This window comes from Vibrio sp. SALL6 (assembly GCF_002002385.1).
Classification (GTDB): domain Bacteria; phylum Pseudomonadota; class Gammaproteobacteria; order Enterobacterales; family Vibrionaceae; genus Vibrio; species Vibrio parahaemolyticus.
Genome location: NZ_MQVK01000008.1, coordinates 65,167 through 90,493, shown reverse-complemented (window position 1 = coordinate 90,493; position 25,327 = coordinate 65,167). Strand labels below are relative to the sequence as shown.

Below are 25,327 nucleotides of genomic sequence, written 5' to 3'. Positions count from 1 at the left end.
TTAATTAAGCGTATAGCGGGTTTGTTTTCTCAGTGTCGATGTCGAATTTCTTAATTGCTTCAGCAATTACAGATTTCTCAACTTCGCCACGTTTCGCTAGTTCAGTTAGTGCTGCTACTACTACGTAACCTGCGTTCACTTCGAAGTGACGGCGTAGGTTTTCACGGCTGTCTGAACGACCGAAGCCATCAGTACCAAGAACTTTGAAAGACTCAGCAGGAATGAATGCACGAACCTGCTCTGCGTAGTTCTTCATGTAGTCAGTTGCTGCGATAGCTGGCTCAGTACCCATTACTGTTTGGATGTAAGGTACTTTCGCTTCCGCTTCTGGGTGAAGCATGTTGAAACGCTCTGCATCTTGACCGTCGCGAGTTAGTTCGTTGAATGACGTTACAGAGTAAACATCAGAAGCAACACCGTACTCTTCGCTTAGGATTTGAGCTGCTTTACGTACTTCATTCATGATAGTACCTGAGCTCATTAACTGAACTTTCGCTTTATCGCCCGTGTAAGTTTCTAGCTTGTAGATACCTTTACGGATGCCTTCTTCAGCGCCTTCTGGCATTGCTGGCATTGCGTAGTTTTCGTTCATTAGCGTTAGGTAGTAGAACACGTTCTCTTGATCAGGACCGTACATGCGACGGATACCGTCTTGCATGATTACTGCTACTTCGTACGCGAATGTTGGGTCGTAAGAGATACAGTTAGGAACCGTACCCGCCATGACGTGCGAGTGACCGTCTTCGTGCTGTAGACCTTCACCGTTCAGCGTTGTACGACCAGCAGTTGCGCCTAGTAGGAAACCACGTGCTTGTTGGTCGCCCGCCATCCACGCCATGTCGCCAACACGTTGGAAGCCGAACATTGAGTAGTAGATGTAGAACGGGATCATTGGTAGGTCGTTTGTCGAGTATGAAGTCGCAGCAGCAACCCATGAAGACATAGCACCTAGCTCGTTGATACCTTCTTGTAGAACCTGACCTGACGTTGCTTCTTTGTAGTAAGAAACGATGTCGCGGTCTTGTGGTGTGTAGTTCTGGCCGTGCGGGTTGTAAATACCGATTTGACGGAACAGACCTTCCATACCGAATGTACGCGCTTCGTCAGCAATGATAGGAACGATGTTCTTACCAATGTTCTTGTTCTTAAGTAGAACGTTAAGTGCACGTACGAATGCCATAGTAGAAGAGATATCACGCTTCTGTTCTTCTAGTAGTGGCTTGAATTCTTCTAGCTCAGGAACGATTAGTTCTTGAGTGAAGTTTGGTAGACGCTGTGGCGTGTAGCCGTGTAGCGCTTTACGACGAGCGTGTAGGTATTCGTACTCTTTTGAACCTTCTTCAAGTTTCAGGTACGGAAGTTCTTTAACCGCTTCGTCAGTTAGGATGTCTTGTAGACCTAGACGATCACGTAGGTGTAGTACGTGAGTCATATCCATCTTCTTAACTTGGTGCGCGATGTTCTTACCTTCAGCCGCTTCACCCATGCCGTAACCTTTAACAGTCTTAGCTAGGATAACCGTTGGACGGCCTTTAGTTTCTGCCGCGTTTTTGTAAGCAGCGTAAAGCTTAGAAGACTCGTGACCACCACGCTTAAGTGCGAAGATTTCGTCGTCAGTCATGTCAGCAACTAGTGCAGCAGTTTCTGGGTACTTACCGAAGAAGTGCTCACGCACGTATGCGCCATCTTTCGCTTTGAACGTTTGGTAATCGCCATCGATTGTTTCGTTCATAAGCTGTAGAAGCTTACCAGTTGTGTCTTTAGCTAGTAGAGAATCCCAGTTGTTACCCCAGATTACTTTCACTACGTTCCAGCCAGCGCCTTTGAACAGACCTTCAAGTTCTTGAATGATCTTACCGTTACCCATTACAGGGCCGTCTAGACGCTGTAGGTTACAGTTGATTAGGAAACATAGGTTGTCTAGCTTCTCACGCGCAGCGAAAGAGATAGCACCACGTGATTCTGGCTCATCCATCTCACCGTCACCTAGGAACGCGTAAACGCGCTGCTCAGAAGTATCTTTCATGCCGCGGCCTTCAAGGTACTTAAGGAAACGAGCTTGGTAGATCGCAGAGATCGGACCTAGACCCATAGATACGGTTGGGAACTGCCAGAATTCAGGCATTAGTTTAGGGTGCGGGTATGATGGGATACCTTTACCATCCACTTCTTGACGGAAGTTATCTAGCTGCTCTTCAGTTAGACGACCTTCAACGAACGCACGAGCGTAGATACCCGGTGAGATGTGACCTTGGTAGTAAACTAGGTCACCACCGTCCTTCTCGTTTGGCGCACGGAAGAAGTGGTTGAAACATGTTTCGTAGAATGCAGCAGAAGACTGGAAAGACGCCATGTGGCCGCCTAGTTCTAGGTCTTTCTTAGATGCGCGAAGAACGATCATGATTGCGTTCCAGCGAATGATGGAACGAATACGGCGCTCAAGCGTTGTGTCACCAGGGTAAGCTGGCTCTTGGTCTGCAGGAATCGTGTTGATGTAGTTAGTTGTGATACCTGTTGGCATATCAACACCGTCTAGACGTGCTTTGTCTAGAACCTGCTCTAGTAGGTACTGAGCGCGTTCTACACCTTCTTCACGTACAACTGACTCAAGTGCTTGTAGCCATTCTTGAGTTTCCAGTGCATCTACGTCATGCTTCATATCAGACATGGCGATCTATCCTTCTGTTGGTTGGATCTACTTATTTAAGTAACACTCTTACGAGTTGTTACCCTGCTGAATTCGACGCAGAGAACGCTCTCGTCGAGACTCTTCTCGAGTCAAATCCAACAATGTTTCTTCGATGTAAGCCAAGTGCGAATGAGACATCTCACGAGCCTTTTCAGGCTGACCAGAAACAATCGCATCCACAATGTTAGCTCGGTGTTTACTCACTTTCTCGACCGCCTCAGGGCGGCGACGTAGTAATTTAAAATTCTGTAGAATGTTTTGCTCAAGTAGAGGAGCTAAGCTACGCACAATGTGCAGTAACACGACATTATGAGCCGCTTCTGTTATCGCAATTAAAAACTGCATAACTTCCGCTGATTCCGCTTCGATATCGTTGTTTGCTTGCTCTTTACTAATGCGCTCAAGGCAGCCTTGAATGCGTGCAAAATCTTCTTCGGTACCACGCAAAGCTGCAAAATACGCCGAAATCCCTTCCATTGCATGACGTGACTCAAGCAAATCAAGTTGGGTTTCAGAGTGGCTAGACAACAAATTCAGCAAAGGATCGGAAAAGCTTTTCCAGATGTTTTCGCTAACGAAAGTACCGCCACCTTGGCGACGAGTTAACAAACGTTTCGCTTCTAAGCGTTGGATGGCTTCACGGACTGAAGGACGAGACACATCGAACTGTTTCGCCAGTTCGCGCTCTGGTGGCAATTGTTGCCCCGGAGACAATGTTCCTTCCACAATCAACCTTTCTAACTCTTGTTCAATAACATCAGAGAGCTTTGGCTGACGAATCCTTTGATAAGCCATAATTTATTGTTCTTCTACTCTTGCAGGTAATTGGTAATACCAATTTTAAGTTGGTGCAGAAATTAACATAATTAAAACGCAACTGTCCAGCCAAAAATTGACCTAAATCATAGAACAGACTTACAACCAACAGTCTGATAACAATTGACTATTAAAACGGCAAAAAAATTGGTCTGACCAATTACATTAACAAAACAAATGGGAATTCGACGTGCTAGCGGTTTTGGAAAAGAAATACAAAAAATGACAAAATGATCAGTCTATTTATTCACCAAAACGAACTCATTAGTCGTAAAAATGTAGTTAATTTTTAACAACCATTAATATTTCTCGTATCAAAAAAAGGCATACCTGATCGTATGCCTTATTTATTTCCGTTTTTTGAATTTACAGTTTTGCTACAAATCAACGTTGAACCAGCTGCCTATATTTAACCCAATCAAAGCTTAGACCAGGATCGCTTTTTCTCAAGGGAGCAATGTATTGATGGCCGGTAATTCGTGGCAAGGTAATTTGAGGATATTGATGCATGATGGCTTGAGTTAATCGAGCAAGTGATTGATATTGCGCTTCTGTATACGCCACAAATTCTGTTCCCTCTAGCTCAATGCCAATAGAGTAATCATTGCAACGGTCTCTCCCGGCAAAGCTTGATTGCCCCGCATGCCATGCTCTATCAAGAAATGAAACGAACTGAACAATCTCACCGTCGCGCTTTATTAAACAATGCGCTGAAACGCCCATTTTGTGAATTACCTCAAAAAACGGGTGCGCGTTAGGATCAAGATTGCCGCTGAAAAAGTCTTCAATATACGGCCCACCAAACTGGCCAGGTGGCAAACTGATGTTATGAACAACTAATAGAGAGATATCGTGTTCGCTGTTGCGTGCGTCAAAAAATGGTGATGGAACATGCTTTGCGTGAGTCAACCATCCATTATCGATAATTGGGGACATATCAACCTCTATAGTTTGCAAATTAACTGCTGAAATTATTGACACCGGAGAGTATCATTCGATGCCATCTCCCTTTCAAGACTAGATTTGCGATGAAGAACACACACAACAGCCAAGAACGCCTAGAATACCTCAAGCAACAACTTCCTTTAGAAATCACCCGCTCTGTCGCCGATACCTTAAAAGAAGATCTAGGTGGCACGTTGGATGCGTCACAAGATATCACTGCATCTCTTATTCCTGCTGATGCAATGAATACCGCAACCATCATCACTCGTGAACACGGCGTGTTTTGTGGTCAAGCTTGGGCAGATGAAGTATTTAAACAGCTTGGCGGCAAAGTCACTATCGAATGGCATGTAAAAGATGGCGATAAAGTCGAGCCAAACCAAACACTTTGTACGCTGACTGGCCCAGCTCGTGACCTGTTAACGGGTGAGCGCAACGCAATGAACTTTATTCAAACCCTTTCTGGCTGTGCAACAACAACCGCTGAGTATGCAGCAAAAATCGCGCATACCGATTGTCGTTTGTTAGACACACGCAAAACCATTCCGGGTCTTCGAAGTGCTCTGAAGTACGCCGTTGCTTGCGGTGGCGGTTTTAACCATCGTATCGGTGTGTTCGACGCTTACCTCATCAAAGAAAACCACATCATCGCTTGTGGCGGAATTACTCAAGCAATCACCACAGCAAAAGAGCTCAATCCTGGCAAACCAGTAGAAGTAGAAACAGAAAGCTTGGCTGAGCTACAAGAAGCGATCGACGCAGGTGCCGACATCATCATGCTAGATAACTTCACGAAAGAAATGATGCGCGAAGCCGTAGAGATTAACGCAGGCCGTGCCGCTTTAGAAAACTCAGGCAACATCACTCTAGATACTATCGCTGAATACGCAGAAACCGGCGTCGATTACATTTCGGTAGGCGCACTAACTAAGCATCTAAAAGCGATGGATCTTTCGATGCGCTTCAAATAATAAAAGCAACAATTTTCAATTACTTCAACTAACTCAGTAAGTTGTGAGTAATTCATCATTAAAAAGGGCCACTAGGCCCTTTCTTTTTATCCACTAAAAAAATAGCACTACTCGCAAAACTCTGCATACGATATGCAACTTTCCACCAAAGAGTTTTACCTCACTCGAGACCCCATCTCTTCCCCATTTTCAACCTTTATGAAGTCTCCATAATCCTTCGCTAATGCAAGGGCATTATTTATTTCATTAAGAAGGAAAGAAAATGAAACACAGTAAACAGAAAAAACAGCAAGGTTTTACGCTAATTGAATTGATGATTGTGGTGGCGGTAATTGGTGTTTTGGCGGCGATTGCTATCCCTCAATACCAAAACTATGTGGCCAAGTCAGAGTTGGGGGCTGGACTAGCAACAATAACCTCAGTTCGAACTAATGTTGAAGATTACATTGTTACAAATGGTAGTTTTCCTGATGGCAAAACTGCTGGCCAGCTAACAACAGACTTAGGAGTGATTCAGCCAAACAATGGTGCAATAACTTTTGATGACGCCAATAGCAACATCCTGTTAACTTTTGCTGGCTCTGGAAATAGCCCTGACGTAAATAATGCAAAAATAGCACTAAACAGAGCGGCTGGTGGTACATGGACATGTAAAGCCACCCTAGATGCTAAACTACTTCCAAAATCATGTTCTAAGGATGCTAATTTGTAGAATATGTTAACCAACCTATCAACCGTTCTTCGCCAAAAAGGGTTACTGACGTTTTCCCAAGAAGAAACGTTAATAGAGCACGTCAAAGCTTCTGGCATTTCGATGCCGGAAGCTTTACTCAGTTCTGGATTCTTCACGTCAAGCGAACTGGTCGAGCACTTAAGTTCTATTTTTGGCTTAAGTCAGCCCGAGTTATCTCAATATGAATATGCTTCGCTTTGCCAACAACTCGGCCTACGTGAATTAATCACACGACATAATGCACTCCCGCTCCACCGCACGCCTTCAACGTTATTATTAGCGATTGCCGACCCCACCAATCAACAAGCTGAAGATGATTTCCGCTTTGCCACTGGTTTACAGGTTGAATTGGTGTTGGCGGATTTTCGCGAACTCAGTGCAGCAATACGCCGTCTTTATGGTCGCGCGCTTGGTAAAGAACGATCCCAGATCAAAGAGATCAACCAAGAAGAGCTAGCGAGTCTGGTGGATGTCGGTGCAGATGAAATCGACAACATCGAAGACTTGAGCCAAGACGAGTCGCCCGTTAGCCGCTACATCAACCAAATTCTGTTGGACGCGGTGCGTAAAGGCGCATCCGATATCCACTTTGAGCCTTATGAAAAGATGTACCGAGTTCGTCTACGTTGCGATGGCATTTTGATCGAAACTCAGCAACCGCCAAATCACTTGAGTCGTCGCTTATCAGCTCGTATAAAAATTCTCTCTAAACTTGATATTGCAGAACGACGTTTACCACAAGATGGGCGAATTAAACTCAAACTGAATCAAGACACCGCGATTGATATGCGGGTATCTACGCTACCAACCTTGTTTGGAGAGAAAATCGTACTCCGACTGCTCGATAGCAGCTCAGCATCACTGAATATCGACAAGCTTGGTTATAGTGAGCAACAAAAGCAGCTGTATTTAGAGGCTCTGCGTCGCCCACAAGGTATGATTCTGATGACAGGCCCAACAGGAAGCGGCAAAACCGTTTCTTTGTACACTGGGTTAAATATTCTCAATAAACCAGAGATCAACATCTCCACAGCGGAAGACCCGGTAGAAATTAACTTATCGGGCATTAACCAAGTTCAAGTCCAACCTAAGATTGGTTTTGGCTTTGCAGAAGCTCTACGTTCTTTTCTGCGTCAAGATCCCGATGTGGTAATGGTGGGTGAGATTCGAGACCTAGATACTGCGGAAATCGCGATTAAGGCGTCTCAAACCGGTCACTTAGTGCTTTCTACTTTGCATACCAACTCTGCAGCTGAAACCATCATTCGTTTATCAAACATGGGCGTAGAAAGTTTTAACCTCGCCTCTTCGCTTAGCTTGATTATTGCCCAACGCCTAGCTCGCAAACTTTGTCCATATTGTAAACAACCGCAAGAGCATACCGTTCAACTTCAGCACCTCGGCATTCAAACAACTGACAAAATTTTTAGAGCCAATCCAGATGGTTGCAACGAATGCACCCATGGTTATTCTGGCCGAACGGGTATCTATGAAGTCATGCGCTTTGATGAATCTCTATCCGAAGCTCTTATTAAAGGAGCCTCGGTACATGAACTGGAAAAACTTGCCATTGCGAACGGCATGAGCACCTTGCAAATGTCCGGAATAGCAAAACTCAAACAAGGCATCACAAGCTTTAGTGAGTTACAACGAGTGCTCTATTTCTAATCCTTAAATCAGCAGTTACCCCCTATGAAAACTACGACACCACAATTAAAGAACTTCCGTTGGAAAGGCGTCAACAGCTCAGGGAAAAAGACCTCTGGTCAAACTCTGGCAATGAGCGAAATCGAAGTACGAGAGCGCTTAGATGCCCAGCACATCAAAATCAAAAAGCTAAAGAAAAGCAGCATCTCTTTTTTGACCAAACTTAGCCATCGCGTAAAAGGAAAAGAAATCACGGTTTTCACTCGTCAAATCTCAACGATGCTAGTAACCGGTGTGCCGCTAGTACAAGCATTGAAATTGGTCTCTGATAACCACAAAAAAGCGGAAATGAAATCCATTTTGATGAGTGTAACTCGGGCTGTTGAAGCGGGTACGCCGATGTCCAAAGCGATGCGTACCGCCAGCAACCATTTTGACCCGCTATATACCGACCTGATTGCGACAGGAGAACAATCGGGCAACTTAGCCGAAGTGTTCGAACGCTTAGCTACCTACAGGGAAAAAAATGAGCAGCTTAGAGCCAAAGTGATCAAGGCTCTAATATATCCAGCCATGGTTATTCTAGTTGCACTGGGAGTATCGTTTATCATGCTAACCAAGGTCATTCCCGAGTTTGAAAAAATGTTTGTTGGCTTTGGCGCTGAATTGCCATGGTTTACAAGGCAAGTCTTAGATCTTTCCGCTTGGACACAAAACTGGAGCCCATTTATCGCACTTGGCTCCATCAGTTTATTTATCTCCGCGAGAGTACTCTCTATGCGTTCTGACTCTTTTCGCTTAATGCTCAACCGCTCTGTGCTTAAGTTTCCAGTCCTTGGGGCAGTTTTATCGAAAGCCGCTATCGCAAAATTTAGTCGAACCCTCGCTACGAGCTTTACGGCGGGCATTCCGATTTTAACCAGTTTAAAAACCACCTCGAAAACGTCCGGAAATATGCATTATCAATTGGCTATCGAAGAGGTTTATCGCGATACCGCAGCAGGAATGCCGATGTATGTTGCAATGCGCAATTGCAACGTGTTCCCTGAGTTGGTGCTGCAAATGGTTATGATCGGCGAAGAATCCGGCCGACTTGATGACATGCTCAATAAAGTCGCCACAATTTACGAGTTTGAAGTGGACAACACCGTCGATAACCTCAGTAAAATCTTAGAGCCATTGATTATCGTTTTTTTAGGTATCGTTGTCGGTGGCTTGGTCACAGCGATGTACTTGCCAATCTTTAACTTAATGAGTGTATTGGGCTAGAATGAGCCCTTAATCCCTTCAAAACAGCATGTTGCTGATTTGACTTATCGCTCAAGAGACAAATATGGAAGTGTTGCAGTACTACCCTTGGCTATTCGTTGTGTTTGCCAGTATCTTCGGTTTAATTGTGGGTAGTTTTCTTAATGTGGTCATTTATCGGCTACCTAAAATCATGGAATTAGAATGGCGCCGTGAATGCGCCGAATCATTCCCTGAATATAAGATTAAGCCACCTCAAGAAGTTTTGACATTAAGCGTGCCTCGCTCTTCGTGCCAAAACTGCGCGACGCCAATTCGTATTCGAGACAATATTCCTGTAATCAGCTGGCTATTGTTAAAAGGAAAATGCCATCATTGTCATACCGCAATTAGTCCTCGCTATCCGCTGATAGAATTACTCACTGCTGCGTGCGCTGGTTTTGTGGCTTATCATTTCGGCTTTAGCTACTTTACGGTTGCGTTAATCTTTTTCACATTTGTCTTAATAGCCGCGACTTTTATCGATCTCGATACTATGCTGCTACCGGACCAATTAACATTACCATTAACTTGGGCTGGCATTGCGTTAGCATTAACAGAAATAAGCCCTGTTAGTCTACAAGACGCCGTAATTGGTGCGATTGCCGGTTATTTGTGTCTTTGGTCAGTATATTGGGGGTTCAAACTGCTTACTGGTAAAGAAGGCATGGGTTACGGTGATTTTAAATTGCTGGCTGCCCTTGGCGCTTGGCTAGGATGGCAATCATTACCAATGATCATCCTACTTTCTTCCGTCGTCGGTGTGATATTCGGGCTCGTTCAGTTACGACTACAAAAACAAGGTATAGAGAGAGCTTTCCCTTTCGGCCCATATTTAGCGATTGCAGGATGGGTAAGCTTAATCTGGGGCGACCAAATTCTAAGTTGGTACTTCACGTCAATTTTAGGGGTGTAAATGGCTTTGGTAATAGGCTTAACGGGTGGTATCGCCAGCGGTAAAACTACCGTAGCGAATCTGTTCAAGCAGCAGTTTAAAATTGATATTGTCGATGCAGATATTGTCGCACGAGAAGTCGTCGAACCTGGAACTCCCGGGTTAAATGCAATCATTCAACATTTTGGTCAAGACATTACGCATGACGACAGCACCTTAGATCGTGCCAAGTTACGCGAAAAAATCTTTTCTAATCCAGAAGAAAAAGCTTGGCTCAATGCATTGTTACATCCGATCATTCGAGAAAAAATGATAGAAGACCTTCAACAGGTCACGTCGGATTATGCGTTATTGGTCGTGCCATTACTCGTTGAAAACAACCTCGATAGTTTGTGCGATCGTGTCCTCGTTGTAGATGTAGAACCTGAAACTCAAATTTCTCGCACCGTTAAACGCGACAACGTAAGTGAAGAGCAAGCACATGCGATTCTCGCCTCTCAAGCTTCGAGACAGCAGAGACTCGATATCGCTGACGATGTGGTTAAAAACAATCCAAATGACCCAGATCTTTTGCTTCAAATCACAGATTTGCACGAAAAGTACCTAGCCATGTGTAAGAAAAATCTGCGAAAATAGGAATGAAACTCACCAAGGCTTATGTCGATGACCACGCACAAATTTGAACATCCGTTAAATGAGAAAACTCGTATTTATCTAAGAGTAGAGTCTCTGCTGCGTCAGGCTCACTTGGCCTCTGGTTTTGCCGATAATCACCAGTATCAACTTTTTTTCCGTGCCCTTTTTGACATGGTAGAGATCTTCGAGCAGATCCAACTAAAAAGTGAATTGGCTAAAGATCTTGAGAAACAGCGACTCTCCTATCGCCATTGGCTAAATGTAGAAGGTGTTGATCAAGAAGCCCTCAATTCGTTACTCAATGAAATTGATGTGGTTCATAGTCAATTAATGGGTGCGGAGCGTTTTGGTCAAGCGTTAAAAGAAGATCGCTTCCTTAGCTCTATTCGCCAACGTTTCAATCTGCCAGGAGGCTCGTGCTGCTTTGATTTACCTGCATTACACTATTGGCTTCATCTGCCTATTGAACGTAAAAAGCAAGATGCCAACCAATGGCAAAAGAGTTTGAAACCGCTTTCCGATGCGCTCACCTTGTGGCTAAAACTTGCTCGTGAAACCGGCCATTTTAAAGCCCAAATCGCGCGCGCAGGATTCTTCCAAAGTGACGCAGATGAAGCAAATATCCTCCGACTTCATATTCCTATGAAGTATGGCGTCTACCCTATGATTTCAGGTCATAAAAATCGTTTTGCGATTAAATTTATGGCTTTTGAAAATGGTCAGGCATGCACACAAGATGTCGAGTTTGAATTAGCCGTTTGTAGCTAATCAAAACATCAGGCTATTATTCTAAATACTTCGCTTTAATACCAAGATTACAATGGGACGATTCAACTATGTCTAAAATTACTATCGTTCAATGCCCTCAATGTGGTACCGACGTTGAGTGGGGAGAACAAAGTCCTCATCGCCCTTTCTGTAGTAAAAAGTGCCAAATGATCGATTTTGGTGAATGGGCAGATGAAGAAAATGCCATTGCTGGCGCCCCAGATATGTCAGACAGTGATGGCTGGTCAGAAGATCAATACTAGAGGTTCTAGGTTCTAGGTTCTAAAAGTTGAGGAAGTTGGCGTGAAAGCGTCAACTTTTTTATTGCCTGTCGGAAAACAGTTCTCTTTCTCTCTTGGTTTACAGCCTTTCTATCTGCAATTCGGCTTAATTTCAGAGGATTAAGCGAAGGTGTATTTTACTATAGCAAGGATAAGGAACGGAGTTTACGCCAGTACTGAGCACCGATGACAACGGTAGAAAGAGAAATAGCCAGTTATGAGGCAAACATAAAAAAACGGAGCCCAAAAGGACTCCGTTTAATGAGAACGCTAGTTATAGCATTACTTCTTAGCAAGTTTCTCTTTGATACGAGCTGACTTACCAGAACGCTCACGTAGGTAGTACAACTTGGCACGACGTACTGCACCACGGCGTTTAACTTCGATGCTATCAACGATTGGAGAGTGTGTTTGGAACGTACGCTCAACACCTTCACCGTTAGAGATCTTACGTACAGTGAAAGCAGAGTGCAGGCCACGGTTACGGATTGCGATTACAACGCCTTCGAAAGCCTGTAGACGCTCACGGTCACCTTCTTTAACTTTAACCTGAACTACAACAGTGTCACCTGGTGCAAATTTAGGTAGGCCTGATTTCATTTGCTCTTCTTCAAGAGCCTTGATGATGTTACTCATTTTTAAAATTCCTAGAATAAACTGATACTAAATAAATTAGGTTACTTTGCATTATGCTCACTAATGAACTCTGCAAGTAATTGTTCCTGTTCGTCAGTCAGAGCTAGGTTTTCCAGGAGCTCTGGTCTTCTAAGCCAAGTTCGGCCCAGCGACTGCTTTAGTCGCCATTGACGAATGTCCTTGTGATTGCCTGACATCAGTACCGATGGCACCTCTTTGTCATCCAATACTTCTGGACGCGTATAGTGAGGGCAATCTAGTAAGCCATTAGCAAAAGAATCTTCTTCTGCTGACGCAAAATCTCCTAATACGCCCGGAATAAACCGAGATACAGAATCAATTAACGTCATGGCTGGTATCTCACCACCCGTCATTACAAAATCCCCAATCGACCATTCTTCGTCGACTTCAGATTGAATGATGCGCTCATCTACCCCTTCATAACGACCACAAATCAGAAGCAAATTCTCATTTGTTGCCAGTTCTTCGACTCCTTTTTGGTCGAGCTTACGACCTTGAGGAGAGAGGTAAATGACTTTCGTCTTACCCGGTGAGGCTTTCTTAGCGGTATGAATGGCATCGCGCAAAGGCTGAACCATCATTAACATACCAGGGCCACCACCGTAAGGTCGGTCATCGACAGTGCGATGTTTGTCGTGAGTGAAATCGCGAGGATTCCATGTCTCAATCGACAAAAGACCTTTTTTAACCGCTTGACCTGTTACTCCAAAATCAGTAACAGAACGGAACATTTCAGGAAAAAGGCTAATAACGCCAACCCACATGTTTATCTCGCTCTGTAATTTTGGAGATTAGAATCCAGGATCCCAGTCAACTTCGATCCGTTGAGCTTCGCGATCAACTTTGATGATCACTTGCTCTTCAAGGAACGGAATTAGTCGTTCCTTTTGCCCGAAAGCATCTTTAAGATTTGCTTTAACAACCAGAACATCGTTTGAGCCAGTTTCTAGCATGTCAGTAACGACACCTAGATCGTAACCTTTAGTGGTTACTACGTGCATTCCAAACAATTCACGCCAGTAGAATTCATCTTCTGACAATTCAGGAAGTACTGCAGGGTCAATAGCAATTTCAAAGTTAGTCATTAAATGCGCGTCTTCACGAACATCCATGCCTTCCAGCTTAGCCACCATACCTTTGTTATGGCGCTTCCAGCTTTCTACTTTGTACTCAACCCACTTGCCCTTTTGGTTAATATACCAAGGGCTGTAATCGAAAATGCTTTCAGCATTGTCTGTGTAGGAAAAAACCTTAAGCCAACCTCGAATGCCGTAAGTAGCACCAAACTTGCCTACAACAATCTTTTCGTTGCTCATTGTTTCTTTACCTTTCATCGACATAAACTAGTTTCTACTTCTGAAGTAAAAATTAAGCCGCTTTTTGAGCGTCTTTAACTAGCTTAGCAACGCGGTCAGATACAGACGCGCCTTGACCAACCCAGTGGTTAACGCGGTCTAGGTCTAGACGTAGACCTTCTTCTTGACCTTTAGCAGTTGGGTTGAAGAAACCAACTTTCTCGATGAAACGGCCAGTTGCAGCGTTGCGGCTGTCCGCTACTACGATTTGATAAAATGGACGCTTCTTAGCGCCGTGACGTGCCAAACGAATGGTTACCATGTCGTCCTCTTTGCTTTCTCAAAAATAAAATTAACCCCAAAAACCGTTCAATAACCTGAACAATCTGGGGTCTCGTGCCAAAATAAAGCTCCGGAATTTTACTCTTATCCCGGAGCAATGCAAGGGTTTAGTTACTTTTTCACCAACATAAATCGAAATTCAAGTTTGTGACGCAGCTAACACCCTGAAACTATAGTCACATCGATGAATTATCGACCAAATGGATTGAAGCCGCCGCCTCCACCCATACCGCCCATCATGCCTTGCATGTTACGCATCATGCCTTTCATGCCGCCCTTCTGCATTTTCTTCATCATCTTCTGCATTTGGGTGAACTGCTTCAGTAGACGGTTAACATCTTGAACCTGTACACCTGAACCTGCAGCGATACGCTTTTTACGCGAGCCTTTAATGATTTCAGGACGTTGACGCTCTTTCATCGTCATTGAGCTGATGATCGCTTCCATTTGCTTGAACATCTTGTCATCGACTTTGTCTTTCACGTCAGATGGTAACTGAGACATACCTGGTAGCTTGTCTAGCATGCCCATCATGCCACCCATGTTTTGCATTTGACCTAGCTGTTCACGGAAGTCTTCAAGGTCGAAACCTTTCTTCTCTTTGAACTTCTTCGCTAGCTTCTCTGCTTTTTCTTGGTCAACATTGCGTTGTAGGTCTTCAATCAAAGACAGAACGTCGCCCATGCCAAGAATACGCGATGCAACACGATCAGGGTGGAACGGCTCTAGTGCGTCAGTTTTCTCACCGACACCTAAGAACTTAATTGGCTTGCCCGTGATATGACGAACTGACAGCGCCGCACCACCACGCGCGTCACCGTCAACCTTGGTAAGAATCACACCAGTAAGTGGTAGTGCATCACCAAAGGCTTTTGCTGTGTTCGCCGCATCTTGACCTGTCATTGCATCAACAACGAACAGCGTCTCAACAGGATTGATAGCTGAGTGAAGATCTTTGATCTCCCCCATCATTTCTTCATCGATAGCCAAACGACCCGCGGTATCGACAATTAATACGTCGTAGAATTTCTTCTTCGCGTGGTCGATTGCTGCGTTAGCAATATCAAGTGGCTTTTGATCTGGTGAAGATGGGAAGAAGTCGACACCGATGTCTGATGCTAGTGTTTCTAACTGTTTGATCGCCGCAGGACGGTAAACGTCGGCAGACACCACAAGCACTTTCTTCTTATCGCGCTCTTTTAGAAGCTTAGATAGCTTACCTACCGATGTGGTTTTACCCGCACCTTGTAGACCTGCCATCAAAAGTACTGCTGGCGGCTGTGCTGCTAGGTTAAGCGCTTCGTTAGACTCACCCATTACCGCTTCAAGCTCTGCTTGAACGATCTTGATGAATTCTTGGCCCGGAGTTAAGGATTTAGAAACTTCTACGCCAACCGCTTTTTCTTTAACGCGGTTTACGAATTCGCGAACAACAGGAAGTGCAACGTCAGCCTCTAAAAGGGCCATACGAACTTCACGTAGGGTTTCTTTAATGTTGTCTTCGGTCAGACGACCTTTGCCACTGATATTTTTCAGCGTTTTGGATAATCGATCCGTTAAATTCTCAAACATCTTTGTCTCTTCGCTAAAATGGCGATTAATTAGGGTGAGTATACCTTAGCCAACGTCACAGTCATACCCGAACACTACTCTTATAACTAAGTTGAGGGCTAACTTGTTAATTTCAATATCTCATCTCTCATGATTGATGACGCATATAACGTAGCCCCAAAGAGTAATGCAAGGTATAATTTCGTCACCGTGCACAACAACATTTAGGATTCATGGATAGCTTAATTGCCATCGCGGCCGCCATGCTCTACGTTTTGGCGATTGCGACCATCATACCTGGACTCTCTCAACAGTCAGGAATCAAAGCAAAAACAGTGTTTGCCAGTGCTGCCTGTGCGCTTGTTTTTCATGCGTGGATTTTGAGTGACCTGATATTTGATGGTTCTGGTCAAAACCTGAGTATTCTTAACGTCGCGTCTTTGATCAGTTTTATTATTTCGCTGGTCATGAGCATTGCAATGTTGAAAAACCGACTGTGGTTTTTACTGCCTGTCGTTTATAGCTTTGCTGCCATCAACTTAACTGCTGCCACATTTTTACCAAGCACGTTTGTCAAGCACTTAGAAAATGACCCGAAGCTGCTCATTCATATCTCTTTTGCACTATTTTCCTATGCAACGCTCACCATCGGCGCTTTGTACGCGCTGCAATTGGCTTGGCTCGATCACAAATTAAAAGCGAAGAAGTCGCTGGCTATTAACCCTAATTTACCACCGCTTTTAATGGTTGAACGTCAGCTATTTAAAATCATTCTGATTGGTAACTTACTGCTGACAGGCACACTCATCACTGGTTTTGTGTTTGTACAAGACATGTTTGCGCAAGGCAAAGCGCATAAAGGTATTCTTTCCTTCATTGCGTGGATCGTTTATTCCATCTTACTTTGGGGCCACTACCATAAAGGTTGGCGCGGTCGAAAAGTAACGTGGTTTGCGGTTGCTGGTGCGACGTTATTAACGTTGGCCTATTTTGGCAGTCGTTTTGTAAAAGAAATCATCTTGAATTAAGGAGCTCTCGGGCTCCTTTATCCTTTATATTCGCGGACAGATAAAATACAGTACGCATTAATTCATTGAATTCGCAGCTCACTTTGCTGTTGAATTGCCAAAAACATACAAGGAACAGCTACGTTTTGGACGACATATCTACGGGTATCTTATTTGCGCTACTCGCGTGTCTTATCGTCATATCAGGTTATTTTTCTGGTTCAGAAACAGGGATGATGTCTTTGAACCGTTACCGCTTGAAGCACTTAGCGAAAAGTGGGCATAAGGGCGCCAAACGTGTCGAAAAGTTATTAGACCGACCAGATCGCTTGATCGGTCTTATTCTTATCGGCAACAACCTCGTGAACATTCTTGCTTCAGCAATTGCGACCATCATCGGCATGCGCCTATACGGCGATTTAGGTGTCGCGATCGCAACGGGTGCGTTAACTATGGTTGTCTTGGTGTTTGCCGAAGTCACACCAAAAACCGTTGCAGCGTTGTATCCAGAGCGTGTTTCCTACGCGAGCAGCATCTTGCTCACTATCCTAATGAAAGTGCTATCACCGCTCGTAATGCTGGTGAACTTTATTACTAATGGTTTCATTCGTTTGCTTGGCGTGAAAGCTGATCACACGGTAGAGGATCATCTGAGTTCGGAAGAGTTACGCACGGTCGTAAATGAAGCTGGCGGACTTATCCCTCGTCGTCACCAAGACATGTTGGTGTCTATTCTCGATCTCGAACACGTTACTGTAAATGACATTATGGTGCCACGTAATGAGATTACGGGTATCGATATTAACGATGACTGGAAATCCATTGTTCGTCAGTTAACACACTCGCCACACGGTCGAATCGTTTTTTATCGCGACCAAATCGATGAAGTGGTTGGTATGCTGCGTTTACGTGAAGCGTACCGTTTGATGCTAGAAAAGAACGAGTTTAACAAAGAAACGTTACTGCGCGCGGCAGATGAAGTGTATTACATTCCTGAAGGCACGCCGCTGAACGTACAAATGTTGAAGTTCCAGCGCAACAAGCAGCGCATCGGTCTGATCGTAGACGAGTACGGTGATATCATCGGTCTAATCACTCTTGAAGACATCCTAGAAGAGATCATTGGTGAGTTCACGACGTCTATTTCTCCTAGTTTGTCTGATGAAATCAGCCCACAAGGCGATGGTAGTTTCTTAATTGAAGGCAGCACCAATATCCGCGATATCAACAAAGGTTTGAAATGGGATTTACCTACCGATGGCCCTAGAACCTTGAATGGTCTGATTTTGGAACACCTAGAAGATATTCCAGAGAGTCATTTAAGTGTCCGTGTCGCGGGCCACCCAATGGAAATTGTTGAAATCGAAGAAAACCGAATCAAGTTAGTTCGAGTCTATCCGAAGAAGAAAAAATCAACGTCCAAATAACCAAAACAAAAAGCCTGACTCATGTCAGGCTTTTTGTTTTGTGTTGCCGTTCCAAAAGAACTTAGTCTACGCGCAGCTCTTTTAGCATTGATTCTGGCAAAGCCAACTCGTCGTTTTTATTAACAGACACACCTGCGGCTAGAATGTTCTTGGCAATTTGCTGTGCTTCTTCTAAAGAATGCATCGCTGCAGTACCACACTGGTACTCATTTAGCTCAGGGATTTTGTTCTGGCTTTCCACTTTTAGCACATCTTCCATAGAAGCAAGCCATGCGTCTGCGACTTGCTGTTCAGAAGGCGTACCAATGAGACTCATGTAAAAACCAGTGCGACATCCCATCGGTGAGATATCAATGATTTCCACACTGTCACCATTTAGGTGATTGCGCATGAAACCTGCGTACAAGTGCTCTAGTGTATGAATGCCTTTCTCTGAAAGAATGTCTTTGTTAGGCGCAGTGAAGCGTAAGTCGAAAACCGTAATGGTATCTCCTTTTGGAGTTTGCATGGTTTTCGCGACACGCACTGCTGGTGCATTCATGCGAGTGTGGTCTACGGTGAAGCTATCGAGTAAAGGCATTACATCTCTCCTGATCGTAATTCCAACACCTTGAGGTATTGGTTTGGTTTTTATACCCAAATGGGGTTAAAAGAACCAGCTGCTGTTGTCTTCCAATTCCTGACGACATTGTTTCAGCTGCCAGCCATAAGTCTTTGCGGTTTGCTCAACTCGCCGAGCCACTTTCATCAAACTAGGCTTTCTTTTGTAAGTTCCACGTTTATAACCGCCTCGCCCTTCATGATAGGCCAGATACTGGTTATAAGGGTCCCACAATGAAATGCCTAACTGGCGACGAGTCTCGTGGGTATACCACCCAACAAACATTATCGAATCATCAAAATTGGTGCGCGAACCACCTTGCCCGGTGGAATCTTGGAAGTCATCCCAAGCTGGATCTTGAGCCTGTGCATAGCCATACGCACTGCTTACGCGTCCCCAAGGGATGAAACCCAATACGTAATCTTTGGGTGGTTTGGCATCATGGCGGAAGCTGCTTTCCTGCTTGATGATGGCCATGGCAACATGAATGGGGGTTCCCCACTCTTTTTCCATGTCTTTCGCATCATCATACCAACCAGATTTTTCTCGGAATATCTCACACAGGTTATCTTGCTGTTTTGGTGGCGCTGTCGCACATCCCGCAAGCAACACACTTCCTAGCACCGATACAACCAACGGCTTAATGTTCAATCCCACCCAATCCTTACTTATTGATTATTGTTTTAGATAAGCGAAGTAGTTTTCCAGAAACTCGTCAAAAGATAACGTATCGCTTTCTTCCGCTTGTCGCTGTTTCTCAACTGAAGAAGCCACTTCCGTTTCCATTATATCTTGCGAGTAATGTTGGTAACCGTGAGCCAGATTTTCTTCACGGAACTTCATGCCAAGAGCACAACCTACTTTGCCAAGTCCACCAAGTTCTTTGGTTAGCTCAAGCAATTGGCCAGAAATCGTCAGTTCAGGGTTATCAATCCATGCTTCTAGCTTGTCACATACAGCTTGGTAAGCGTCGCCACCAGCCGCAGAATCCATCTCTACTGCAATTTGGCGCAACTCAACGAATACTCGTTTCGCCCAATCTTGCAAAGATAAGCGTTCACCTTGGCAACCGATTTGCAGCATCAAACCTTTTTCACGACCAGAGATGATCACTTTGTTCCAGTTGTCACGCCAGCATTCTAGTTCGCAGTTATCCATTGGGTCAGAATCTGACAACGCCGCCCACGTTAGGAAAAGATCTAAGAAACGAACTTGCTCTTCGCTAACACCAACGGCACTGAATGGGTTCACATCTAATGAGCGCACTTCAATGTATTCCACGCCCGCGCGACTCAATGCATCTGATGGCTTCTCACCACTTTTCGCTACGCGTTTCGGACGAATTGGTGCGTACAATTCATTTTCAATCTGGAGAATGTTGGTATTGAGCTGACGGTAGTCACCATCCACTTTTACTCCAATTTTTGCGAATTCTTCAGATGGTCGACGAATCGCATCACCTAAACCTTCAAGATATTGGTCAATACTGTTGAAACCAATTTTCAATACGCTTTGAGCACTGTTGGTATAACCAAGATCACTCAAGCGAAGAGACGTCGCTTTAGGGAGATACAGTGTCCCACCGATGCTTTCAAACGGGAGTTTAGTCTCACGGCCTTGAATGAACGAACCACATAACGCTGGCGATGCACCAAAGAAGTAAGGGATCATCCAACCAAAACGGTAATAGTTACGAATCAAAGCAAAGTAAGCAGCTGATTTGGTGTCTTGGCGAGCTTGCTCATCCTGCTCACCATAAAGCGCATCCCAAAATGACTCAGGGAATGAAAAGTTGAAGTGAACACCAGAAATAATCTGCATCAAGCTACCGTAACGGCGTTTTAGCCCCTCACGGTACAATGTTTTCATTTTCGCCGAGTTCGATGAACCGTACTGAGCAAGCTGAATATCATCTTCACTGCCGACATAACATGGCATAGAAAGTGGCCACATCTTTTCTTCGCCCATTTTGGTTTGAGTGAAATGGTGAATGTCTTTCAGTTGCGCCATCAATTCTGGAATGTCATGAGAAACCGGAGTGATGAACTCCAGCAACGATTCAGAAAAGTCGGTGGTGATCCATTTGTTTGTGAACGCTGAGCCCAAACCCTCTGGATGAGGTGTTGTTGCTAGGTGTCCATCCTGACGATAGCGCAAAGTTTCTCGCTCAACACCGCGTCCAAACTGCTTAAATACTTCGGGGTTTGATGCAACTTTTTTTAGTCGCGCAGCAAAATCAGTCAAAATGAGGTTCGCTTATATTAGGAGCAGGACACTTGTCGCTCGGGACAAGTGAAAGCTAAGTTATTGATAGTTCATGCATCTAGATAAACAACCCATTAAAAGTCGCTTATCTAGATGAATAGCGGAGAGATCACTCTCCGCTATTAAATGTGTACTCTATCGAATGATTTCAAGCTCTTCTACGTCTTTCCCCAACTTTTCTAGTTGAGGACGAAGTGATTTAGCATCACCAACGACAATGATTTGATAGTCATTCGGATCAAACCATTTTTGAGCTAATGCATTCAAAGTTTGCTTATCCACTTTCTCAACGATAGCGTTTCTTTGCTGCAAGTAATCTTGATCGAGGTTGTATTTGAGAATATCACTAATGAGTTCCGCTTTTTGTGTCGGCGTTTCATATTTCAGTGCATCTTTTTGACCGACCGCTTGGCGCATAAATTTCATTTCTTCATCAGTCATTCCAGATTGAGCGTATTCATTCAGCTCATTTTCCATCTCGATAATCGATGCGACCGTCGAATCGGCACGAACTTGCGCGGTAAATACAACCGAACCGGTTTCAGGATTCCCCGAGAAGTAACCGTAAGCACCGTAGGTGTAGCCTTTGTCTTCACGCAGGTTTTGGTTGATGCGACTGTTAAAGTTACCCGCTAGGTTAAAGTTCGCGAGCTGGCTTAGATAAAAGTCACCCGTGGCATCATAAGGCATGCCTTGACGAACCATCATAACCACACTTTGCGGTGCACCTGGTTTGTCGACAAGATGAATTTTCTGCTCACCTAATGCTGGTATTGTTTGAGGAGCATAAAGTGGTGCCGCTTCATCTTTCCATTCAGCCCAAAACGCAAGCTTCTGCTCAATGTCTTGTTTAGCAATGTCACCCACCACCACGACTTGTGCACTCTGCGGTGTGTAGTGCTTAGCGTAGAACTCACGTACATCATCAAGCGTTAGCGCACTGACCCCGGCTTGCGTGCCGTCTTTCGGACGAGCGAAAACAGAATCGCCATACAGCACTTGTCGACTTGCTTGAGATGCCATCCAACTTGGATTTTGATGTTCGTACACAAGCCCTTCGAGTGCCTGCATTTTCACACGATCAAAATCTTCTTGTTTGAACGCTGGCGACAGCAGCATCTCTTCAACGATTTTCAGTGTTGGCTCTAAATTCTTTTCTAAAGAAGAAACGCTGATGTTCGTCGTGTAGCCTGTTGCATCGACAGAGATCATGCTGCCGAGTTTATCGAGCTCAGCTTGAATTTGTTCCACGCTACGTTTGGTCGTTCCTTCTTGCAACATAGCAGCCGTCAGTTGCGCTAGGCCTTCTTTGCCTTTTTCCACAAAACGCGTGCCCGCAGGCAAGCTGAATTGCATCATGACTGTCGGAGTTTCGTTGCTCACGGTGCCGAGTAGTTCAGAGCCGTTGTCAAAGTGCACATTGTACAGTTCTGGCATTGTTGCTTTCACTGGCTCACCGACCGGTGGCTGCACTGAACGATCAAAATTGTCCGTTGCGCGGCGATAGGCTAACTGATCATCGGTAATTTTTTTGTACTCTGGCAAGGTACGTTCTGGCGTTGTAAATGTCGCAGACTTAACAGCAAGATCCGTTTTGCCTTTTGGTACCACGCTCAAGGTGACTTTCGACTTACCTTGAATAAAGTTTTGGTACACCTTCTCAACAGATTGAGGAGTCACGGCGCGAATCTGTTCCAATTGTTTTTCAATCAAATCAGCTTGGCCAAAGAAAGTTTCATTCGACGCTAGCTGTGTGACTTTACCTTTCACGCTTTCAAGCGCAAAAATCGCATCCGCTTCAGCTTTACCTTTCAACTGCTCCAGACGATCGTCAGTGACGCCTTTCTCTGCAAACTTGCTCATCGACTTCATAAGCTCATCATACAAGGTCGAAAGATCGCCTTTGTCTCCAGAATCTCCCATCGCGTAGACATAGAAATTACACGCAAGCTCTGCACAGTCATGGAAGGAACCCGCATCAACCGCTTTTTGCGTCTTCACTAAATCTTGGTACAGCACGCTGTTGGTACCACCACCTAATACTTCCGATAGCGTATCCAGAGATGCTTGGCTCTCTTCGCCGCTGTATGTGGTTGGCCACGCAATCATTACCATCGGTTGTTGGATACGATCTTCCAACGTAATGTATTTGTCTTCTTGCAACTTAGCTGGTTGTTTCGGTGCGTTTTCAACCTCTGGACCGCGAGGAATGGAACCGAAGTATTTGTTTACCCACTCCAGTGTTTGCTCGACATCTAAGTCACCACCGATCGTGATCGTCGCGTTATTTGGACCGTACCAACGCAGAAAAAATGCTTTAAGATCATTCACATCAACACGGTCAAGATCTTCAACGTAACCGATGGTTTGCCATGAGTAAGGATGACCTTCTGGGTATAACGCTTCAGACATACGTTCCCAAATCAAACCGTACGGACGGTTGTCATAACGTTGCGCACGCTCATTTTTCACCGTAGATCGTTGAATTTCAAATTTGCGCTGTGAAACCGCATCAAGTAAAAAGCCCATACGATCCGATTCAAGCCACAGCATTTTTTCCAGCTGATTCGCAGGAACGGTTTCAAAGTAATTGGTGCGATCGCGATTGGTCGTACCGTTTAACGTACCACCCGCCTCTGTGATGATTTTGAAGTGCTCTTGATCGCCAACGTTCTCTGAACCTTGGAACATCATATGTTCAAAGAAGTGCGCAAAGCCCGACTTACCGATTTCTTCACGAGCTGAGCCGACGTGATACGTGACATCAACGTGTACCAATGGATCAGAGCCCTCTGGCGCTAGAATTACGGTCAAGCCGTTATCGAGTTTGTATTTTTGATATGGGATCTTAACTTTGCCGTCTTCTGCTTTCGATGATTCGACGAAAGTCACCCCTTTTGGCAACGATGAAACAGGGGAATTTGATGCACAGCCCGTGATCACTAACAGTGAGCACGCGCCAACCCAAAACATTCTCATGTACTTTCCTTAAAATAATCCGAGATAAATGGCCGCCAACAAGCTGTACCGAGCGGCTTTTCCTAAAAATATTAAAATCACACACGGCAGAAATTTCATCCTTAACCATCCAGCCGCGAGACACAACGGATCACCAATAATTGGTAACCAACTGAAAAATAATCCCCAGTAGCCATATTTTGCTAGCCACTTTAAAGCGGTATGACCATGTTTTTCTTCTTGGGTTTTATTGGGGATCCATAACCCAAGCCAGTAATTGGTTAAGCCACCAAGCGTATTACCTATTGTGGCAACCAATAGAATAGAAGAAACCGCATATTGATTGAGTGAGAGAGTTGCTATCAGCCCAGCTTCAGAGCCACCAGGCAGTAAGGTGGCGCTCAGAAAGCCCGTTAAAAAAAGCACCCACAATGCTGAATCAGAAAACCAAAGGGCTAAATGTTCAAAAGCTGAATTGAATGCGTCTAGCATGTCATATCAAGTAATACCTTGCCTCTCGTTCGCCCCGATTCCACTTGTTGGTGTGCGGCGATAACTTCAGTCATTGGGTAAATGTGTTGCACTTCTGTTTTAAGTAATCCCACACCTACCATGTACAACAACGTGTCTAACTGTGAAGGTTCTGGCTCAACCAACATACCGCTTGCCTCGAAGCCTAACAGCTTGGCCTTGTCATAAATTAATTCAGCGCTAATCGTTGGTACCGTGATCACGCGGGCATTGTCTTTTAGGCACTTGAGAGCATCTAGAGCCGCATCACCACCAACCAAATCAATTAAAACATCAACGCCTTCAACACGTTCTGACACTGGTGCAAATTGATAGTTCACTGCATGAGCGCCAAGTGTGGCGAGGTAGTCTAAATTTCGTTCACTGCAGGTGGTAAACACTTCGGCTTTTGTCGCCACAGCAATCTGCACCGCTAAGTGCCCTACGCCACCCGCTCCTGCGAGAATTAATACTCTATCGCATTCGCTGACATTCGCTTTGCTTAATGCTTGAGCTGCGGTTTGCCCTGCCAATGGTAAAACCGCCGCCGCTTCTAGCGTGACCGAACTTGGCACGTGACTTAGCTCCGACTCCGGAACACAAACATATTGGCTATAACCACCACCTTGGAGAGGAAAGCCAATAAAACCGGCCACTTCATCTCCCACAGCAAAGCGAGAAGTCTTAGTTCCACAAGAGGCGACTTTCCCAGAAATATCGTAACCTGGCACCCAAGGCAGTTTGTCTTTATTCTGGGAAGCAGCCCAGCCAAGTCCCGCTCGTGTTTTGACATCGATAGGATTCACGCCAGCATAATGCACCTTGACCAACACTTCGCCAGACTTAGGGATCGGAGTTTCAGCGCTTTGAATCGCCAGAACATTGGCGTCGCCAAACTCAGTGATAACAATCTGTTTATGTTCCATAACTCACTCCCTGAGGGACAAATAAAAAAGGGATGCCGGAGCATCCCTTTGACTATAAACCATTTTGTTTAACCAAGTTAATGGCAAGCATGTAAATTGGTTGATAATTTTATCTTCAAC

General features: G+C 44.8%; 24 protein-coding genes. 10 read left to right on the top strand and 14 right to left on the bottom strand.

Features of this window, described 5'->3' with window-relative positions:
- Positions 1–4: 4 nt before the first annotated feature.
- The 3 genes from aceE to ampD form a co-directional block, all read right to left on the bottom strand.
- The gene (gene aceE / locus BIW15_RS04765) at positions 5–2,668 is read right to left on the bottom strand and encodes a pyruvate dehydrogenase (acetyl-transferring), homodimeric type (RefSeq protein ID WP_077280637.1); all 2,664 of its coding nucleotides are present in this window, start codon (positions 2,666–2,668) and stop codon (positions 5–7) included.
- Between the two features lie 48 nt (positions 2,669–2,716).
- A complete protein-coding gene (gene pdhR / locus BIW15_RS04760) occupies positions 2,717–3,484 on the bottom strand; it encodes a pyruvate dehydrogenase complex transcriptional repressor PdhR (RefSeq protein ID WP_005462576.1) in 768 nt (255 codons plus the stop codon).
- Positions 3,485–3,889: 405 nt separating this feature from the next.
- Positions 3,890–4,441: a 1,6-anhydro-N-acetylmuramyl-L-alanine amidase AmpD gene (gene ampD / locus BIW15_RS04755; protein WP_025525953.1), complete on the bottom strand. Its 552-nt coding sequence runs from the start codon at positions 4,439–4,441 to the stop codon at positions 3,890–3,892.
- A 92-nt stretch (positions 4,442–4,533) separates the two neighbouring features.
- Between ampD and nadC the strand changes: the two genes are divergently transcribed.
- The 8 genes from nadC (at position 4,534) to yacG (ending at position 11,650) form a co-directional block, all read left to right on the top strand.
- The gene (gene nadC, locus BIW15_RS04750) at positions 4,534–5,421 is read left to right on the top strand and encodes a carboxylating nicotinate-nucleotide diphosphorylase (RefSeq protein WP_015297249.1); all 888 of its coding nucleotides are present in this window, start codon (positions 4,534–4,536) and stop codon (positions 5,419–5,421) included.
- Positions 5,422–5,683: 262 nt separating this feature from the next.
- Complete coding sequence (locus BIW15_RS04745; RefSeq protein ID WP_024699421.1) at positions 5,684–6,133, top strand: pilin; 450 nt, start codon at positions 5,684–5,686, stop codon at positions 6,131–6,133.
- Positions 6,134–6,136: 3 nt separating this feature from the next.
- Positions 6,137–7,822: a type IV-A pilus assembly ATPase PilB gene (gene pilB, locus BIW15_RS04740; protein WP_025523096.1), complete on the top strand. Its 1,686-nt coding sequence runs from the start codon at positions 6,137–6,139 to the stop codon at positions 7,820–7,822.
- A 24-nt stretch (positions 7,823–7,846) separates the two neighbouring features.
- Positions 7,847–9,070, top strand: coding sequence for a type II secretion system F family protein (locus BIW15_RS04735; protein WP_077280636.1), 1,224 nt, complete (start codon positions 7,847–7,849; stop codon positions 9,068–9,070).
- 64 nt (positions 9,071–9,134) lie between these two features.
- On the top strand, positions 9,135–10,004 hold the full coding sequence (locus BIW15_RS04730; RefSeq protein WP_015297252.1) for an A24 family peptidase: 870 nt from the start codon (positions 9,135–9,137) through the stop codon (positions 10,002–10,004).
- Positions 10,005–10,619, top strand: coding sequence for a dephospho-CoA kinase (gene coaE, locus BIW15_RS04725; RefSeq protein WP_025523092.1), 615 nt, complete (start codon positions 10,005–10,007; stop codon positions 10,617–10,619).
- Positions 10,620–10,646: 27 nt separating this feature from the next.
- A complete protein-coding gene (zapD, locus tag BIW15_RS04720; RefSeq protein WP_015297254.1) occupies positions 10,647–11,387 on the top strand; it encodes a cell division protein ZapD in 741 nt (246 codons plus the stop codon).
- A 68-nt stretch (positions 11,388–11,455) separates the two neighbouring features.
- Complete coding sequence (yacG, locus tag BIW15_RS04715; protein WP_005462546.1) at positions 11,456–11,650, top strand: DNA gyrase inhibitor YacG; 195 nt, start codon at positions 11,456–11,458, stop codon at positions 11,648–11,650.
- A 300-nt stretch (positions 11,651–11,950) separates the two neighbouring features.
- On the opposite strand, the gene rplS is transcribed toward yacG, so the two are convergent.
- The 5 genes from rplS to ffh form a co-directional block, all read right to left on the bottom strand.
- Positions 11,951–12,304, bottom strand: a complete 354-nt coding sequence (gene rplS / locus BIW15_RS04710) for a 50S ribosomal protein L19 (protein ID WP_005462554.1) — start codon at positions 12,302–12,304, stop codon at positions 11,951–11,953.
- A gap of 41 nt (positions 12,305–12,345) precedes the next feature.
- Entirely contained in the window at positions 12,346–13,089 is a 744-nt protein-coding gene (trmD, locus tag BIW15_RS04705; RefSeq protein WP_005462562.1) for a tRNA (guanosine(37)-N1)-methyltransferase TrmD, read from the bottom strand.
- A 27-nt stretch (positions 13,090–13,116) separates the two neighbouring features.
- On the bottom strand, positions 13,117–13,665 hold the full coding sequence (gene rimM, locus BIW15_RS04700; protein ID WP_005462552.1) for a ribosome maturation factor RimM: 549 nt from the start codon (positions 13,663–13,665) through the stop codon (positions 13,117–13,119).
- Positions 13,666–13,693: 28 nt separating this feature from the next.
- Positions 13,694–13,942 carry a 30S ribosomal protein S16 gene (gene rpsP / locus BIW15_RS04695; RefSeq protein WP_005379962.1) on the bottom strand — a complete coding sequence of 83 codons (249 nt, stop codon included), beginning with the start codon at positions 13,940–13,942 and terminating at the stop codon, positions 13,694–13,696.
- Between the two features lie 209 nt (positions 13,943–14,151).
- Positions 14,152–15,534 (bottom strand): signal recognition particle protein, encoded by a 1,383-nt coding sequence (ffh, locus tag BIW15_RS04690; protein ID WP_005462555.1) that lies wholly within the window; start codon positions 15,532–15,534, stop codon positions 14,152–14,154.
- 212 nt (positions 15,535–15,746) lie between these two features.
- Here ffh and BIW15_RS04685 point away from each other — a divergent pair, with 212 nt between their 5' ends.
- A complete protein-coding gene (locus BIW15_RS04685) occupies positions 15,747–16,541 on the top strand; it encodes an inner membrane protein YpjD (RefSeq protein ID WP_005462565.1) in 795 nt (264 codons plus the stop codon).
- 125 nt (positions 16,542–16,666) lie between these two features.
- Positions 16,667–17,947 (top strand): HlyC/CorC family transporter, encoded by a 1,281-nt coding sequence (locus BIW15_RS04680; RefSeq protein ID WP_005462557.1) that lies wholly within the window; start codon positions 16,667–16,669, stop codon positions 17,945–17,947.
- Between the two features lie 61 nt (positions 17,948–18,008).
- Here BIW15_RS04680 and luxS read toward each other — a convergent pair whose 3' ends face one another.
- The 6 genes from luxS to BIW15_RS04650 all read right to left on the bottom strand — a co-directional run bounded on the left by luxS (position 18,009) and on the right by BIW15_RS04650 (position 25,207).
- Positions 18,009–18,527, bottom strand: coding sequence for an S-ribosylhomocysteine lyase (gene luxS, locus BIW15_RS04675; RefSeq protein ID WP_005462534.1), 519 nt, complete (start codon positions 18,525–18,527; stop codon positions 18,009–18,011).
- Between the two features lie 66 nt (positions 18,528–18,593).
- Positions 18,594–19,199: a hypothetical protein gene (locus BIW15_RS04670; RefSeq protein ID WP_015297256.1), complete on the bottom strand. Its 606-nt coding sequence runs from the start codon at positions 19,197–19,199 to the stop codon at positions 18,594–18,596.
- Between the two features lie 24 nt (positions 19,200–19,223).
- On the bottom strand, positions 19,224–20,792 hold the full coding sequence (gshA, locus tag BIW15_RS04665; RefSeq protein WP_025635790.1) for a glutamate--cysteine ligase: 1,569 nt from the start codon (positions 20,790–20,792) through the stop codon (positions 19,224–19,226).
- Between the two features lie 156 nt (positions 20,793–20,948).
- Positions 20,949–23,792 carry a pitrilysin family protein gene (locus BIW15_RS04660; RefSeq protein WP_077280635.1) on the bottom strand — a complete coding sequence of 948 codons (2,844 nt, stop codon included), beginning with the start codon at positions 23,790–23,792 and terminating at the stop codon, positions 20,949–20,951.
- Between the two features lie 9 nt (positions 23,793–23,801).
- Complete coding sequence (locus BIW15_RS04655) at positions 23,802–24,263, bottom strand: YqaA family protein (protein ID WP_005462564.1); 462 nt, start codon at positions 24,261–24,263, stop codon at positions 23,802–23,804.
- Entirely contained in the window at positions 24,257–25,207 is a 951-nt protein-coding gene (locus BIW15_RS04650) for an NADP-dependent oxidoreductase (protein WP_077280634.1), read from the bottom strand. Before BIW15_RS04650 ends, BIW15_RS04655 begins: the two co-directional genes overlap by 7 nt.
- Between the last annotated feature and the right edge of the window lie 120 nt (positions 25,208–25,327).

What these genes read in the sequence shown, in the direction of transcription:
- aceE (WP_077280637.1), bottom strand. Translation starts at nt 2,668, where the DNA reads ATGTCTGATATGAAGCATGACGTAGATGCACTGGAAACTCAAGAATGG.
- pdhR (WP_005462576.1), bottom strand. Translation starts at nt 3,484, where the DNA reads ATGGCTTATCAAAGGATTCGTCAGCCAAAGCTCTCTGATGTTATTGAA.
- ampD (WP_025525953.1), bottom strand. Translation starts at nt 4,441, where the DNA reads ATGTCCCCAATTATCGATAATGGATGGTTGACTCACGCAAAGCATGTT.
- nadC (WP_015297249.1), top strand. Translation starts at nt 4,534, where the DNA reads ATGAAGAACACACACAACAGCCAAGAACGCCTAGAATACCTCAAGCAA.
- BIW15_RS04745 (WP_024699421.1), top strand. Translation starts at nt 5,684, where the DNA reads ATGAAACACAGTAAACAGAAAAAACAGCAAGGTTTTACGCTAATTGAA.
- pilB (WP_025523096.1), top strand. Translation starts at nt 6,137, where the DNA reads ATGTTAACCAACCTATCAACCGTTCTTCGCCAAAAAGGGTTACTGACG.
- BIW15_RS04735 (WP_077280636.1), top strand. Translation starts at nt 7,847, where the DNA reads ATGAAAACTACGACACCACAATTAAAGAACTTCCGTTGGAAAGGCGTC.
- BIW15_RS04730 (WP_015297252.1), top strand. Translation starts at nt 9,135, where the DNA reads ATGGAAGTGTTGCAGTACTACCCTTGGCTATTCGTTGTGTTTGCCAGT.
- coaE (WP_025523092.1), top strand. Translation starts at nt 10,005, where the DNA reads ATGGCTTTGGTAATAGGCTTAACGGGTGGTATCGCCAGCGGTAAAACT.
- zapD (WP_015297254.1), top strand. Translation starts at nt 10,647, where the DNA reads ATGACCACGCACAAATTTGAACATCCGTTAAATGAGAAAACTCGTATT.
- yacG (WP_005462546.1), top strand. Translation starts at nt 11,456, where the DNA reads ATGTCTAAAATTACTATCGTTCAATGCCCTCAATGTGGTACCGACGTT.
- rplS (WP_005462554.1), bottom strand. Translation starts at nt 12,304, where the DNA reads ATGAGTAACATCATCAAGGCTCTTGAAGAAGAGCAAATGAAATCAGGC.
- trmD (WP_005462562.1), bottom strand. Translation starts at nt 13,089, where the DNA reads ATGTGGGTTGGCGTTATTAGCCTTTTTCCTGAAATGTTCCGTTCTGTT.
- rimM (WP_005462552.1), bottom strand. Translation starts at nt 13,665, where the DNA reads ATGTCGATGAAAGGTAAAGAAACAATGAGCAACGAAAAGATTGTTGTA.
- rpsP (WP_005379962.1), bottom strand. Translation starts at nt 13,942, where the DNA reads ATGGTAACCATTCGTTTGGCACGTCACGGCGCTAAGAAGCGTCCATTT.
- ffh (WP_005462555.1), bottom strand. Translation starts at nt 15,534, where the DNA reads ATGTTTGAGAATTTAACGGATCGATTATCCAAAACGCTGAAAAATATC.
- BIW15_RS04685 (WP_005462565.1), top strand. Translation starts at nt 15,747, where the DNA reads ATGGATAGCTTAATTGCCATCGCGGCCGCCATGCTCTACGTTTTGGCG.
- luxS (WP_005462534.1), bottom strand. Translation starts at nt 18,527, where the DNA reads ATGCCTTTACTCGATAGCTTCACCGTAGACCACACTCGCATGAATGCA.
- BIW15_RS04660 (WP_077280635.1), bottom strand. Translation starts at nt 23,792, where the DNA reads ATGAGAATGTTTTGGGTTGGCGCGTGCTCACTGTTAGTGATCACGGGC.
- BIW15_RS04655 (WP_005462564.1), bottom strand. Translation starts at nt 24,263, where the DNA reads ATGCTAGACGCATTCAATTCAGCTTTTGAACATTTAGCCCTTTGGTTT.
- BIW15_RS04650 (WP_077280634.1), bottom strand. Translation starts at nt 25,207, where the DNA reads ATGGAACATAAACAGATTGTTATCACTGAGTTTGGCGACGCCAATGTT.